General features: G+C 58.9%; 16 protein-coding genes and 1 riboswitch (1 of these 17 running past the window's edge). Of the genes, 8 read left to right on the top strand and 8 right to left on the bottom strand.

Annotated elements, in window-relative coordinates; translation table 11 throughout:
- Both KP703_RS10075 and KP703_RS10070 read right to left on the bottom strand, forming a co-directional pair.
- Nucleotides 1–272 carry the 5' end (the start) of an MBL fold metallo-hydrolase gene (locus tag KP703_RS10075; RefSeq protein ID WP_082779499.1) on the bottom strand. Its footprint begins 403 nt before the window's first position, so only the first 272 of its 675 coding nucleotides appear in the window; its start codon is at nt 270–272; the stop codon falls past the left edge of the window.
- Nucleotides 273–428: 156 nt separating this feature from the next.
- Nucleotides 429–842 carry a host attachment protein gene (locus tag KP703_RS10070; protein WP_062142200.1) on the bottom strand — a complete coding sequence of 138 codons (414 nt, stop codon included), beginning with the start codon at nt 840–842 and terminating at the stop codon, nt 429–431.
- Between the two features lie 162 nt (nt 843–1004).
- Between KP703_RS10070 and KP703_RS10065 the strand changes: the two genes are divergently transcribed.
- The 7 genes from KP703_RS10065 (at nt 1005) to KP703_RS10035 (ending at nt 6593) form a co-directional block, all read left to right on the top strand.
- Entirely contained in the window at nt 1005–2102 is a 1098-nt protein-coding gene (locus tag KP703_RS10065; protein ID WP_215754721.1) for an XdhC family protein, read from the top strand.
- Nucleotides 2096–2737 (top strand): nucleotidyltransferase family protein, encoded by a 642-nt coding sequence (locus KP703_RS10060; RefSeq protein ID WP_215754719.1) that lies wholly within the window; start codon nt 2096–2098, stop codon nt 2735–2737. Before KP703_RS10065 ends, KP703_RS10060 begins: the two co-directional genes overlap by 7 nt.
- 83 nt (nt 2738–2820) lie before the next feature.
- On the top strand, nt 2821–3171 hold the full coding sequence (locus tag KP703_RS10055; protein WP_062142202.1) for a RidA family protein: 351 nt from the start codon (nt 2821–2823) through the stop codon (nt 3169–3171).
- A gap of 302 nt (nt 3172–3473) precedes the next feature.
- Nucleotides 3474–4250: a CHAP domain-containing protein gene (locus KP703_RS10050; RefSeq protein WP_062142203.1), complete on the top strand. Its 777-nt coding sequence runs from the start codon at nt 3474–3476 to the stop codon at nt 4248–4250.
- A 136-nt stretch (nt 4251–4386) separates the two neighbouring features.
- Nucleotides 4387–4851 carry a nuclear transport factor 2 family protein gene (locus tag KP703_RS10045; RefSeq protein ID WP_062142204.1) on the top strand — a complete coding sequence of 155 codons (465 nt, stop codon included), beginning with the start codon at nt 4387–4389 and terminating at the stop codon, nt 4849–4851.
- 5 nt (nt 4852–4856) lie between these two features.
- On the top strand, nt 4857–5426 hold the full coding sequence (locus KP703_RS10040) for a TetR/AcrR family transcriptional regulator (protein ID WP_215754718.1): 570 nt from the start codon (nt 4857–4859) through the stop codon (nt 5424–5426).
- Nucleotides 5427–5468: 42 nt separating this feature from the next.
- Nucleotides 5469–6593: a metallophosphoesterase gene (locus KP703_RS10035; protein ID WP_252353994.1), complete on the top strand. Its 1125-nt coding sequence runs from the start codon at nt 5469–5471 to the stop codon at nt 6591–6593.
- A gap of 276 nt (nt 6594–6869) precedes the next feature.
- On the opposite strand, the gene KP703_RS10030 is transcribed toward KP703_RS10035, so the two are convergent.
- Nucleotides 6870–7163, bottom strand: a complete 294-nt coding sequence (locus KP703_RS10030; protein ID WP_215754716.1) for a hypothetical protein — start codon at nt 7161–7163, stop codon at nt 6870–6872.
- A 197-nt stretch (nt 7164–7360) separates the two neighbouring features.
- Between KP703_RS10030 and KP703_RS10025 the strand changes: the two genes are divergently transcribed.
- Nucleotides 7361–8314: an alpha/beta hydrolase gene (locus KP703_RS10025; RefSeq protein ID WP_215754715.1), complete on the top strand. Its 954-nt coding sequence runs from the start codon at nt 7361–7363 to the stop codon at nt 8312–8314.
- Between the two features lie 83 nt (nt 8315–8397).
- Here KP703_RS10025 and gcvP read toward each other — a convergent pair whose 3' ends face one another.
- From gcvP to speD, 5 genes are all read right to left on the bottom strand, one after another.
- The gene (gene gcvP, locus KP703_RS10020) at nt 8398–11316 is read right to left on the bottom strand and encodes an aminomethyl-transferring glycine dehydrogenase (protein ID WP_215754714.1); all 2919 of its coding nucleotides are present in this window, start codon (nt 11314–11316) and stop codon (nt 8398–8400) included.
- 57 nt (nt 11317–11373) lie between these two features.
- Entirely contained in the window at nt 11374–11739 is a 366-nt protein-coding gene (gcvH, locus tag KP703_RS10015; RefSeq protein WP_043549298.1) for a glycine cleavage system protein GcvH, read from the bottom strand.
- Nucleotides 11740–11796: 57 nt separating this feature from the next.
- Nucleotides 11797–12930, bottom strand: coding sequence for a glycine cleavage system aminomethyltransferase GcvT (gene gcvT / locus KP703_RS10010; protein WP_215754712.1), 1134 nt, complete (start codon nt 12928–12930; stop codon nt 11797–11799).
- A 170-nt stretch (nt 12931–13100) separates the two neighbouring features.
- Nucleotides 13101–13190: riboswitch (glycine riboswitch) on the bottom strand.
- Nucleotides 13191–13251: 61 nt separating this feature from the next.
- On the bottom strand, nt 13252–14124 hold the full coding sequence (gene speE, locus KP703_RS10005) for a polyamine aminopropyltransferase (RefSeq protein WP_061491712.1): 873 nt from the start codon (nt 14122–14124) through the stop codon (nt 13252–13254).
- Nucleotides 14125–14217: 93 nt separating this feature from the next.
- A complete protein-coding gene (speD, locus tag KP703_RS10000) occupies nt 14218–14682 on the bottom strand; it encodes an adenosylmethionine decarboxylase (protein ID WP_025825026.1) in 465 nt (154 codons plus the stop codon).
- Nucleotides 14683–14720: the final 38 nt, after the last annotated feature.

Raw genomic sequence — 14720 nt, 5'->3', positions numbered from 1 at the left:
CCAATGATCGTTGGCGCTTTGCCCTGCTCTTTAGCCAGAGCGCGGGACAGGGGAGCAACACCACCGGCATGATCCAGATGACCGTGGGTGAGGAGAATCGCATCCACCGTCAGGCCCCGCTTGCGGATGACGTCCATCAGGACGTCCGCATCCCCTCCGGGGTCCACGACCAGTGCGTGCCGGGTGTTTTCATCCCACAACAGGGAACAGTTCTGGCGGAACGGGGTAACAGGCAGAACCTGCAATTGCATGTCGGGATACACTAAATGCAAGACGTCAGGCTCCTTCTTGTAACTATGCGTCTCTATGGGGACCATGGCCGGTTTGCACGCAGCCTCTCCCCTTACCTTAAAAGGGTTTTTCCATAAAAAAACTGCCGCATGCTGAGCATGGGCAGTTTTTTCAGACCTCGTTCCTGATTTAAGAAATCAGGACGGCAGGACCCAGCCTGTTGCCGGGATATCGAAATGCTTGCGCATGTCGTGAGCCGGAATGTTGGTGAAGTCCTTGTCAAAGGTCTTGATCAGCTTGGCAGCAGCAGGCTTGCTCAGATGCTGGCGGATTTCATGCAGCACCGGAGCCGGAGCAGCCAACACGAAGCCATCAATCTTCTCGCCACTGTTCACCAGCGCGTTCAAACGGTCAGCCACAACGCGGGCAAAGCCGTCTTTAGCTGCATCTTTCGGCGTGGCACCCGTGGGCATTTTGCCCGGAGTGGCTTCATGTTTTTCGCTGTCGAAGTCCTGCACATCGTGCATTTTGCCTTCGCCATCATGCAGGAAACGGACTTTCCCGCCATCAGCCACAACGTAAATGACGCGTCCGTCTCTTGATTCAATCATGAAATCACTCCTCAGTCTCTTAATAGCACTCATGTTATGACATGGGCGTTGTTCACCTGCCTATCAAGACCCCGTCCCCACGGAAACCTGCCACAAAGGCAGGCCTGACCCCACGTTCCTTCCGTGGGCACAGCCTGCAAGGGCTGGTATAGACTGGATTTTATGATTGTCCCTCTTTCCGCCCCTCAGCCGCTCACCCCACTGGACCATGCTCTTTTATGGGCACGGGAAGGCCATGCTGTGGCCCTTGCCACCGTGGTGGGCACATGGGGCAGTTCCCCGCGCCCGGCAGGCAGCCTGATGGCCATTAGTGACACAGGCCGGGTAGAAGGCTCCGTGAGCGGCGGCTGCGTGGAAACCGACGTGATTACGGCCGCGCAAGCCATTATGGAGGGCGCTCCACCGGAAGTGCTGTCTTACGGCGTGAGCAGCGCCCGCGCGTGGGAAGTGGGTCTGGCCTGTGGCGGCAAGCTGGATGTGCTGGTGGAAGCTGTACACTCCCCCCCCGCCTGCCCCTCCGGCACGCTGCCTGAAGCGTTGCTGGCCGCAGCCTGCGCCAAACAGACTGCCCGGACCGGCGCGCTGCTGGCCCGTACGCTGGATGGTGTAAAACATCTTTTAATCTCTGACCTGACAACAGAAACCACGCCCCCGGGCTTTCCGGCGGAGCTGATTCCCGCGGCTCTGGCGTGTCTCAATTCTGGCCGTTGCAGGAATGAACCTGATGCAGACGGACTGGACTGGTTTTTGCAGCCGCTGACCCCGCCGCCGCGCCTGCTGATTGTGGGCGCTGTGCATATTGCCCAGCATCTTGCTCTTCTGGCCCGGATGACAGGCTTTTCCCCCGTGGTGATTGACCCGCGCACCGCGCTGGCCACCCCGGAACGCTTCCCCGGCTTTATTCCTGGGGAAACGCTGCTGACGGAATGGCCGGATGACGCGTTGGAAGAGCTTGGCGTGGATAATATGACAGCCATTGTCACCCTGACGCATGACGCCAAACTGGATGACCCGACGCTGGAAGTCGCTCTGCGGAGCCCGGCTTTTTATGTCGGGGCGCTCGGCTCCCGCAAAACACAGGCGAGCCGGGTTGAGCGTTTGCGAGAGATTGGATTCTCCGAGCAGGAGATCAGCCGAATCCACGGTCCGGTCGGGCTGGCGATTGGCGCGATTGGCGCTGAGGAAATTGCTTTGTCCATTCTGGCCCAGATTGTGGCGGTGCGGCGCAAGGCGGCCCTTGCGAACAATCCGGGGTGGTAACGCCTTCGCAAGCCGCCCCGCTCGCCATTGTTCTGGCGGCCGGACGTTCCTCCCGCACAGCACCGGCTCATAAACTGCTGGCCCGGGATGCACAGGGCGTGCCGATGCTGGTGCGGACAATAGCTACTGTTCTGGCCAGTACGGTGAGTAAGGTGGTGGTCATTCTTCCGCCTGACCGGCCTGATCTCTCTTCTCTTATAAGTGACGCCTTTCCCAATACACCCGGGCTTGAAACGCGAATTGCGCAGGACGCACAGGACGGGCTTTCTGCCTCCCTGCGAGTCGGGGTGCAGGTCGCGCAGGCAGAGCATGCGTCTGCCCTGCTGGTGTGTCTGGGCGATATGCCGCTGGTTTCTGTCGCGTTGCTGAACGCGCTGCTGCGAGACCATGAGCAATTTAAAGCGCCAGCCACAGCGCCAGACCGGGGAGACGGCAAACCCGGCAATCCGGTTGTGTGGGGTGCGGCGCAGTTTGCAGCTCTTGCCGCCGTGCAGGGCGACCGGGGAGGCCGGGAGATTCTGCGCGCGCTTGGCCCTGCCGTGCATCGGGTTATGGCCCGTGCGGAGGAGCTGGTAGATTTTGACACCCCGGAACGACTGGCCGCCTATGCCCGTTCTGCACAGGCCCCCGGTTGACCATACGGCTTGCGCCCTGAAAACTGAGGGTCTGTCGGCACGGAGCCGGCCAGCGCATACGCTGAAAACCTGAAGAGATCCTTATGAGCAAAATTCTGCGCACGAACCCCAACCCGATTCTGTCTGCTGCGGTTGAGTATCACGGCTTTATTTTCACGCAGGGCGTTGTGGCCCGTAATCTGGACGCCGATGCGGAAGGCCAGACCCGTGACATTCTGGAACAGCTGGACACCCTGCTGGAACAGCATGGCACGGATAACACCCGCCTGCTTCAGGCCCAGATCTGGCTGAAAGACATCAAGGACCGTGACGCCCTGAACAAGGTGTGGAGCGCGTGGCTGCCGGAAAACGGTGCCCCGGCCCGCGCCTGCGTGCAGGCTGTGATGGCTGACCCGCGCATTCTGGTCGAAATCATGGTTGTGACGACCAAATAAGCCTGCCTTTTCCGGCTCCGTGGAGGTGGCTCGGCGTGGCATCTATGCCACAGCAGGGTCGAATCCATGGGGCTGGAACAGATCGGCAACTTTTCTCCCCTCTGCCCCAAAATAAAGAAATTCAGGCATTGTCGTGGCAGGGTATAGGATTTTATTCCTATTTTTCCGTTTTTAGACCCATCGATTCAGCAAACCCAACCTCATGCGAATTTGCCCCGCAATGAGCGCTTGCCTGACTTGCGCAGATGTTTATACCTGAATTCCACATTGACTGAACCGTGATGCAGGGAAGGCACGCTGAAATGCGACAGAGACGGCCCGGAAAATTCAACCTCGCGATGGCCGTTGTTTCTCTTCTGTCGTTATCTGCCTTCATACAGCCAGCCTCTGCAAAGGCTCGTCATACTGTAAGCAACGGGCACCGGAATGGTTCCGTTCATAAAATCACCTTTTCCACCGCATCCTACCACGCGGCAGGCCGCTACGCCGGTGGCCGCTGGCACCCGGCTTCTGGCCGCCGGTTCGGCTATGGTAGCGGTCACGTCATTCAGTGTGTTGCTTATGCCAAGTCTGCTTCCGCCGTCGTGCTGCATGGCAATGCGCGGGACTGGTGGCACAATGCCGCTGGCGTTTATGAACGCGGCAACGCACCGGAAGAAGGCAGCGTGCTGAACTTCCGTGGCATTCGCCGCATGCCGCTGGGCCATGTGGCCGTGGTGCGGAATGTTGTGAACAGCCGCACGATCATCATTGATCAGTCTCACTGGGCTCAGGCTGGCATCAGCCGCAACGTGCCGGTGATTGACGTCTCCCCGAACAATGACTGGTCCGCTGTGCGTGTTGCCCTGAACAACCGCTCCGGCACCTACGGGTCCATCTACCCGACCTACGGCTTTATTTATGCGCGCGCTCCCGGTGAGCGTGGCAACAGCAACCCCCGCAACGATGTCATGACGGCATGGGCCAAGAAGACCCAGATGCAGGGCGGCGAAACCCAGCTGGCGCAGGCTCCGGAAAATGCGCACCCCATCACCAGCGGTGCGCAGGACAACTCCATTACGTTTGATGGACAGCAGTAAGACTTCTCCTTACAGCGCATCCTCTGAAACCGCCCCGGTTCTCCGGCGGCGGTTTTTTTATGCCTGCATGACGCTTGCATAACTACATTTTGTACTGATAGGTAAACTCTTAACCAAACGGTACAGAGTCGCACATATGATCAAACCTCCCCTTCCCCCCTTCACCGAACAGACGGCCCCCCAGAAAGTCCGCGCCGCAGAAGATGCCTGGAACAGTCAGGACCCAGCGCATGTAGCGCAGGCCTATACGCCGGACTGTTTCTGGCGCAACCGGACCGACTTCATTCACGGTCGTGAGGAGATTATCGCCTTCCTCACCCGCAAATGGCAGAAGGAACAGGATTACCGGCTGGTCAAAGAACTCTGGGGCTTCAGGCTGAACCGGATGGCTGTGCGCTTTTCCTATGAATGGCACGACAGCACCGGACAGTGGTTCCGCTCCTATGGGAATGAGCTGTGGGAATTTGAGGAGAACGGCCTGATGCGCAGGCGCGTTGCTTCCATCAATGACATGCCGATCCTTAAGACAGACCGCAAACTGCTGTGGACCGGCCCGCGCCGCCCGGATGATTTCCCCTCCCTGACTGAACTGGGCCTTTAAGACCCATGGCGCGCACGGTTGCCGAAAAAGCCGATAGTCTTCCGCTTCTGGCGGAAGTCTTTCGGGAACATGGCTATGAGGGGGCCAGCCTGAGCCTGATTTCTCAGGCTACCGGGCTGGGTAAAGGGAGCCTGTATCACTTCTTCCCCGGTGGGAAAGAAGAGATGATGACCGCTGTTCTGGCCAGTATTGACCACTGGTTTGAAACGGAGATTTTTCAGCCCCTGCTCACTTCCGCTTACCCGGCCGCAGCGATTGACGCCATGTTTGTGGCCGTGCGCGCTTATTTTGCTTCTGGCCAGAGGGTTTGTCTGGTCGGGTTGCTGGGGCTGAGTGACAGTCGGGACCGGTTTGCCGAGGCAATCCGGGACTACTTTGCCCGCTGGGTTCAGGCCCTGACCACCGCTTTGCAGCGCACCCACCAGACGGAACAGGTTGCGCGGGAACAGGCCGAGCAGATTGTCGCGGGGATTCAGGGGGCGATTGTGCTGGCCCGCGCGCTGGGGAGACCTGATGTGTTTGATCGGGTTCTGGACGAGATGAAAGGCAGACAGCCGGGCAAAAGCGAGGGATAATCCCCTGCTCTGTTGCCCCGCCTGTTAAGGACACCAATCGTCTTGCTGCTGACTGCCTCTTTGCCGTGCCTGATTGTGATCCTGAACTGGCTCTGGCCGCTCTCTCTGCCTCTGGCGCTCAAAATCCCTCTGGCACTCCTCATGCTGGGAGCATCCCAGTATCTCTACTGGAGCAAACTTTCCTCCGGCTCCGTGTTTGTGCCGGAATTCCCGCGCCCGCTGATTATCCTGTTCAACTGGGCTTTTGGGGCCATCCTGTTTTTAGCGCTTTTGCAAATTGTGCTGGATGTGGGGGCGCTGATCGACGCACTGGTGCGCTGGCAGTTTGTCTCCATTCCCGATTCCGTGCGTCTTGCTGCGGCGGGTGTCGCTGCTGTGCTGGCTGCCATTGCGGTTGCGGGAGCGATTCGGGTGCCGCCGGTGCGGGACGTTACGGTTACAATTCCCGGCCTGCCGCCTACTTTTGAGGGCTATCGCCTGCTCCAGCTCAGTGACCTGCATATTAGCCGTCTCTTCCCGGCGCGCTGGACGCAGGCTGTTGTGGACCGTGCCAATGCAGCCGGAGCCGACCTGATCGTTGTGACAGGGGATTTTATTGATGGCTCCGTGGCCATGCGTCGGGCTGATATTGCGCCGCTAAAAAATCTGCATGCGCCGGATGGTGTGTTTGCGATTCCCGGCAACCACGAATATTTTTTCGATTATAGCGAGTGGATGCAGCATCTCTCCGGCCTTGGCATGACCATGCTGCTCAATGCCCATACGGTCCTGACCCGCAATGGCACGCATCTGGTGCTTGCCGGCGTGACGGATCTCTCCGCCCCGGCCCATGGCCAGACCGGCCCGGATCTGGAAGCAGCCCTTGCTGGCCGCCCGGCCAACGCGCCCGTCGTTCTGATGGATCACCAGCCCCGCACCGCACAGAATGCTGCCGACCAAGGGGTGGCTCTCCAACTGTCAGGCCATACCCATGGTGGCATGCTTCCGGGCCTCGCCCGCATGGTGGCGCGTGGCAATAACGGCTTTGTTTCTGGCCGCTATAGCGTAGGCGGCATGACGCTTTACGTCAGCAACGGTACAGGCTTATGGCCTGGCTTTGCCCTGCGCCTTTTCTGCCCACCGGAAATGACCCGTTTCTGCCTGCGGGCAGGGCCAGCGCACTCCTGAAAATCGCTTTTGGTGAAGAGAAATCTGCCCTTTCACGCAGGTCACAACATCGCCGCCGATCCAGACATCTTTGTCAGAGCGTGTCACGTAAACCCTACCTGCACGCATCGGAACAGGAGAAAACACATCCACCTGCTGGAAGCCGAAAGTTTGCGCTGCCTGCGAAGACTCTGAAGTCGTTATGATCTCTATGGAATAGGCTTCATCGCGGGCTGTCGTGCTTTACGGGCCTGCATCGTCGTAATTCCGTTAAATTTTATGATCTGAAAACCTGTTTCAGTCTTTATCACCCCATCTCCAGCGCCATACGCCTTCTGTTCGGGATTTACAGATCCAGAGGAAAAAAGCGACTGCAATCACATTGATAAGAGTCACAACAGACAAGACCAGAAGCGGCTTGTCTGGGCGCAGAAAGAGCATCCCGAACGTCGTCCCAAGAGTGACGCTCAGGAACACGGTGAGCGCAACCCATCCTTGCCAGACGATGGGAAGCCCTGCCCCGTAACCATACCGTTTGGCGGCAAACCATTTTCCAGAACAGGGAGCCTGCTTACGCGGAGGATCTGCCATTGCACGTTACCTTATGAAGCCAATCATTTTTATGATTTCGTCAGAATAGCAGATCACGCACCCGCCCCGAGACACAGATTTGTGACACTTAATCCTCCGTTTTACGGCTTACAATGGGAATAGCTGCTCTGTTTATTGAACGCATTCATTCAGAAACTTATAGAAATACCCTTTAAATAATACAAAGAGAGGTCCGTATGACAACCTTTCATCTGGTTGACGCCGCGCAACGCGACAGAGTGGGGGCCTTCCCGGCGTTCGATCCGGACCATGACGACCTGATGGATTTTCGCCGCACGCTGGCTGAGGGCACAACCGCTCTCCTGAACTCTGATGCTGTGTCTTATGAGGAACGCCTGATAGCCGGCCCAAAAGACGCGCCCGATGTGCGTGTGCTTCTGTTCCACCCTCCTCAAAAGAGTCAGACGATGCCTGCCATTCTCTATATCCATGGTGGCGGGATGATTGCAGGCACGCCTGAGATGCAGGCCGGAACACTCAGTCGGCTGGCGCAGGAAACAGGAGCGTTAATTGTGTCTGTGGACTATCGGCTCGCTCCGGAAACCCCTTTTCCCGGCGGGTTAGAAGACGTCTATGCAGCGCTTGTCTGGTTGCATCATCAGGCCAGCACATTGGGCGTGGACGCCACCCGCATTATGGTCATGGGGGATAGTGGCGGGGGCTGCCTTGCTGCTGCAACGGCTCTGCTCGCGCGGGACCGTGGGGAGATCCCGCTCTGTGGCCAGTTTTTGATTTATCCCATGCTGGACCTGCGCACTGGCGGACCAGACGCCCCCTCTGATGACCCGACAACCGGAGAGTTTGTCTGGACACGTGCGCAAAACCAGCACGCATGGGCTGCCGTGCGCGGAAACCTTGCTGATAATGACCCCATGTTTGGCTATTTATCCCCCGCCTTCATGCAGGATCTTTCCGGCCTGCCGCCTACAATCATCACGACAGGCTCGCTTGATCTTTTCCGGGATGAGGACGTCACGTTTGCACATCGCCTGTGGCAAGCGGCGGTGCCGACGGACCTCATCGTCTATGCCCGCGCTGTGCATGGTTTCGACATGCTGGCTTCCCCGCTGACCGACAGAGCGAAGCGGGACGTGACAGAAGGCGTGCGCCGGCTTCTGGCAAAAACCTGACACGCTAAGCCGGAAACGCGAGCATAAAAAAGGCGGCACCCCTACGGTGCCGCCTTTTTCAGAACTGCTTTATGGAGCAGGATTTATTCCATCCACTCTGCAATATCAGGGCAGGAGCAGATCAGGTTCTTGTCCCCGTGGACGTTATCAATACGGCCAACCGGCGGCCAGTATTTGGTGGCAGCCTTAACACCCGGCGGGAAGCAGGCATCCTGACGGGCATAGGCATGTGCCCAGGGTTCTGCCGTCACAACGCTGGCCGTGTGCGGGGCGTGACGCAGAGCGGACTCTTCCGCCGTGATCTTGCCGCCTTCAATCGCCCGGACTTCTTCACGGATCGCCAGCATGGCGTCACAGAAGCGGTCCAGTTCGGCTTTGCTTTCGGATTCCGTCGGCTCGATCATAAACGTGCCTGCCACCGGGAAGCTGACCGTCGGGGCATGGAAGCCATAATCCACCAGACGCTTGGCCATATCATCCACCGTGACACCCGCAGCGTCTTTCAGAGGCCGCAGGTCCAGAATGCACTCATGCGCAACCCGACCCTTGGCCCCGCGATACAGCACCGGATAGGCCTCAACCAGACGGCTGACGATGTAGTTCGCGTTCAGGATAGCAAACTGCGTGGCACGCTGGAGACCTTCATCCCCCATCAGGCGGATATAGGCCCATGAGATCGGCAGGATAGACGCAGAGCCAAACGGAGCCGCACTCACAGCCAGTTCGGTATTCGCATCTGCCGGGTTGCCGGGCAGGAACGGTGTCAAGTGCGCGCGCACGCCAATCGGCCCCATGCCGGGACCACCGCCGCCATGCGGAATGCAGAAGGTTTTGTGCAGGTTGAAGTGGCTGACATCCCCGCCGTAATCGGCCGGACGGGCCAGACCGACCTGCGCGTTCATGTTCGCGCCATCCACGTAAACCTGACCACCGGCTTCATGCACCAGATCACAGATTTCGCGCATGCTTTCTTCAAACACGCCGTGTGTGGAAGGATAGGTGATCATCACCGCAGCCAGATCCGCTGCGTGCGCTTTCACCTTGGCCTGCATATCTTCAAGGTCGATATTGCCGCCTGCATCACACTTCACCACAACCACCTTCATGCCCGCCATCTGGGCAGAGGCCGGGTTGGTGCCGTGAGCAGATGCCGGGATCAGGCAGACCGTGCGGTGCGCATTACCCTGAGCGCGGTGATAGGCGCTGATGGCCAGCAGACCGGCATATTCACCCTGCGCGCCGGAGTTCGGCTGGAAAGACACGGCATCATAGCCGCTAATGGCGCACAGCCATTTTTCCAGATCAGCAAACAGGGTTTGATACCCCTCCGTCTGATCCCTGGGTGCAAACGGATGAATGTCACAGAAGCCCGGCCATGTGATGGGAAGCATCTCCACCGTGGCGTTCAGCTTCATGGTGCAGGAGCCGAGCGGGATCATGGTGCGGTCCAGCGCCAGATCCTTATCGGACAGGCGGCGCAGGTAGCGCAGCATATCCGTCTCGGAACTGCATGCACTGAAAATCGGCTGCGTCAGGAATGCACTTTTACGAACCACTTCTTCCGGGATTACGCTGCCAGCCGGAGCCAGTGCCGCCATCATCTGATCAACCCGCCCCTGTTCCGCACAGAAGGCGGACCAGACAGCGGCAACAGTCTGCGCGGAGCTGGTTTCATCCAGACTGATACCAATACGGCCATGACCTGCATCGCGCAGGTTGATACCAGCGGAGCGGGCGCGGGCCAGAATGTCCTGCACGCCTGCACCGGCCTGCACGGTAATAGTGTCAAAGAAGGCTTCGGTTTCGACCGTCACACCCAGCGCCCGCAGGCCAGCGGCCAGCGTGGCGGTCAGGCCGTTAATGCGGCGAGCAATGGCACGCAGACCTTCCGGCCCGTGATAAACCGCATACATCCCGGCAATAACGGCCAGCAGAACCTGTGCAGTGCAGATGTTGGAGGTCGCTTTTTCACGCCGGATATGCTGCTCACGCGTCTGGAGTGCCAGACGATAAGCCGGACGGCCCGCGCTATCGACGGACACACCGACCAGACGGCCCGGCATGCTGCGCTTCCACGCGTCGCGCACCGCCATATAAGCCGCGTGCGGGCCACCAAAGCCCATGGGAATGCCAAAACGCTGCGTGGAACCGATGGCGATATCCGCCCCCAGTTCCCCCGGAGAGGTCAGCAGAGTCAGCGCCAGCGGATCAGCCGCCATGACGGCAATGCCAGACGCCGCATGCAGGGCTTCAATCACGCTGCGCGGGTTTGCCACAGTGCCAGACGTGCCGGGATACTGGAACAGCGCGCCAAACACGTCTGTCGGCACCAGATCCGTCAGCGGGTTGCCGTAAACCAGCGTAATACCCATTGGCAGAGCACGGGTTTTCAGAACAGCAATGATCTGCGGGTGGCAGTCAGCATCCACAAAAAAGGCTGTGGCTTTGGACTTGGCGACACGCCGCGCCAGCGCCATAGCTTCCGCCGCTGCTGTGGCTTCATCCAGCAGTGAAGCGTTGGCAATGTCCAGACCCGTCAGTTCCGTAATCATGGTCTGGAAGTTCAGCAGTGCTTCCAGACGACCCTGACTGATCTCCGGCTGATACGGCGTGTACGCCGTGTACCATGCCGGGTTTTCCAGAATGTTCCGCTGGATAACGGCGGGCAGGATGGTGCCGTAATAGCCCTGCCCGATAAGAGACGTCATGACCTGATTCTGCCCGGCCAGTTCCCGCAGGCGGGCCAGAACAGCGCTTTCGCTCCAGCCAGCGCCAATGCCCATGGGCTTGGTGGCGCGAATAGCGGAGGGAATTGTTTCCTCCGTCAGAGCCTCCAGAGAGTCTGCCCCCACGGTTTTGAGCATGACAGCCAGATCAGCCTCAGTGGGGCCGATATGGCGACCAACGAAGGACCCTGCCTCCGGCTGAAGGCCCGCGAACGCTGGCAGAGTGTCAACAGAAGGGCCAGTCGCGCGACCCGGACCGGAAGCAATGGAAAACATGCGGGGGTATCCTGAAAAAGCTAAGCAGTAGTAATGACGTTTCCCGAGGCCGTTTTATCAGGCGATAAAGGCGGCGTAGGCGTCTGCATCCATCAGGGACTCCAGCTGGTCCGGGTTGGACAGACGGAATTTGACAATCCAGCCTTCACCTTCCGGGTCGGAGCTGACGCGGGCCGGGTCATCAGAGAGCTGCGGGTTGTTGTCCAGCACTTCACCGTCCACCGGCGCGTAAATGTCAGACGCGGCCTTAACGGATTCCACCACAGCGATGGACTCACCCGCCTGCACCACGGTGCCGGCATCACGGGTTTCAACAAACACCAGTTCACCCAGCTCTTCAGCGGCGTGTTTGGTGATGCCGACAATGGCGGTCTCACCCTCTACGCGGAGCCATTCATGTTCTTTGGTGAAATACAGGGTCATTGGGTCAGCACTCCATAAAAACGGATAATTTAAAAAACCTGAGGAAAAACGTTGCCCTTACCGTTTGAAACGGGTGGGAACAAACGGCAACACGTGGACGGTAGCCGGCACAGCGCGGCCACGCAGTTCCGCGACAATCGGCGTCTGCGGGGCTGCGTAATCCGTGGCGACATAGGCCATGGCAACAGGGGCTTCCACCGTGGGGCCAAAGGCGCCGGACGTGACCTTGCCAAGCGGCGTTGCAAATTCAACGTCGGCATACAGCGGGGCACCGCCACGCACAGGGGCACGGCCTTCCGGCAGCAGGCCAACACGGCGGCGAGAGACGCCCTCTTCCAGCTGCGCCAGAATCACATCAGCACCGGGGAAGCCCCCTTCCCGCGCGCCACCACGGCGACGGCTTTTCTGAATGGACCATTCGAGCGCGGCTTCAACCGGGGTCGTCGTTTCATCAATATCGGAGCCATACAGGCACATCCCGGCTTCCAGACGCAGGCTGTCACGCGCGCCAAGGCCGATCAGTTTCACGGCAGGCTGCTCCAGCAACTTGCGGGCCACGCGGGAGGCATCCATGGCGGGGAGCGAGATTTCAAACCCGTCTTCACCCGTATAGCCGGAGCGGGAGATGGTGCAGAGCGCGCCATCCACATCCACGTCGCGCACATCCATGAACTTCATGTCCCGCACGGCGGGGGCCAGTGCGGCCAGTGCGTCTTCGGCTTCCGGCCCCTGCAGGGCGAGGAGCGCGCGGTCTTCCAGCACTTCCACCAGACAATCGGCCAGTTCATCCTGCAGATGCGCGATATCGGCATCCTTACAGGCGGCGTTGATAACCAGCAGCAGGGAATCCCCCATGCGGGCGACCATCAGGTCATCCAGAATACCGCCTTTTTCATTGGTGAACTGCGTATAACGCTGCCGCCCGGTTTTAAGGGCGACGATATCGGCCGGCACGAGGCGTTCCAGCGCGTGGGCTGCGGCCTCTCCATCACCAGAGCGTCCACGCAGGCGGACCTGCCCCATGTGGGAGACATCAAACAGGCCGGCATGCTCACGCACATGCCGATGCTCCGCCATAATGCCATCGGCATAATTCAGCGGCATGGCATAGCCAGCAAACGGCACCATTTTGCCGCCAGCTTCTTCATGCAGAGTAAAGAGGGGAGTGTGAAGGAGAGTATCAGCGCTCATGGCCGCAGCCTTCTGTAAGAGGACCGGGCCGGTTTTCATACGCTGCAAAAAGACCAACGACGCAAGACAACATAAGGGCCCCGGACCAGGATAATCCGTCTGCCCCTTCTGTTTTTTTGCCTGAGATCGCTATCCCGTCGGCGGACGCACAGGCGCCTCTCTCCAGAAGTTAACCGCGCAGGGTCCTTTTGCCTGAGAGTTTCCGGGGCGGTTGCTCCTTCGGCGCCGGTGCTGGACCGGTCTCTCCCTCTGCGCGGTTAGAACCGTGACATCATTGCGTTAGCAAGTCAATCAAGGTTCCCGTGAGTCTCTGGTAATGTTTTACGCCTTATCTGCAGGCAGGTGCTTTGCGATATAGGGCGGCAGATTGAACGCACCGACGTGGATTTCCGGCGTCCAGTACTGGGTTTTTCCCAAAATACCGGCAGCTTCAGCACGGGCGCGCACAGCGGCCACATCCTGCCCTGCGGGGCTTTTGCCCTTGGAGGCGATGCCCAGCGTCATGAATCCGCCAACGTAGGTCGGCACAGCCGCCACATAAGCCGACACATGCGGGAAGAATTTGGCGCGACGCAGGCTGGTTTCATGCAGTTCATCCGCCTGCATGAAGGGCACGCCACACTGATTGACGATCAGCCCTTCGGCCGTCAGCACACGGGCGCAATGTTCATAGAACGAATCTGTAAACAGGACTTCGCCCACGCCAATCGGGTCAGTGCTATCGACAATAATGGCATCGAAGGATGCATCAGCCGCACGGGTCACGTAGTCGATTCCATCGCCCACGATCACCTCGGCACGCGGATCATTCCACGCATCACCGGCAATGTTGGGCAGGTATTTTTTGGAAAGTTCGATGACGGCGCCATCAATTTCCACCATCACGGCTTTTTCCACACCCGGATGCTCCAGCACCCGGCGCAGCACGCCACCATCGCCCGCGCCAATAATCAGCACGTTACGGGGCGCTGCATGTGTGAACAGCGGCACGTGTGTCAGCATTTCCTGATAAACGAATTCATCGCCTTCAGTAATCTGCACCACCCCATCCAGCAGCAGCACGCGCCCGTGCGACTCGCTTTCAAACACCACAATGTCCTGAAACGGGCTGGTGGTGCGGGCAAGTTCCTGTTTGACACGGAAGCGCTGGCCCCAGTTGTCGTACAGGGTTTCTTCAATCCATTGATCGGCCATGATTTTTTAGTCCTGATTCAGCGGTCAGGGGCCAGAACATCTGCTCTGGCCCCTGCCGGAAAAACACATCACACAGACAGGGCTGTGCCGTGTTTACAGGGCGACGCGTCCGCGACGCTGTTCATCCACTTCCAGACGCTTGGCCTGAAACAGGCGCTGCATCACGGGAATCGCCAGATTGGGGTCACAGGCCCCGCACATGAAGATATCCACGGCGGCGAAGTCACGCTCCGGCCATGTGTGGATGGAAATATGGCTTTCGGCCAGCACAACCACGCCAGACACGCCACCATTAGGCGTGAAGTGGTGAAAATGGCTGTGCAGAATGGTCGCACCTGCAGCAAGAGCTGCTTCACACAGGGTGCGGTCGATCTTTTCAGGATCGTCCAGATTTGTGGCATCCCACAAATCAACCAGCAGGTGTGTACCTGCAAACTTCTCGCCATCTTTTACGACGAAGTAATCCTTGCGATCATCGTCAGACGAGACCGGAACAGAAATTGCCTGGTTATTGCTCGGGTGTTCCGAGACCATCCCCAGTTGAGCAAGTGCGTTCATCGACGTACCCCCAAACCAGTAGATAGCCTGTTGGGCGG

Source organism: Acetobacter sp. P5B1 (assembly GCF_018811985.1).
In the GTDB taxonomy this organism is placed as follows: Bacteria; Pseudomonadota; Alphaproteobacteria; order Acetobacterales; family Acetobacteraceae; genus Acetobacter; species Acetobacter cerevisiae.
Note: the sequence above shows the minus strand (reverse complement) of the source record. Positions and strands in the feature narration are given on the sequence as shown.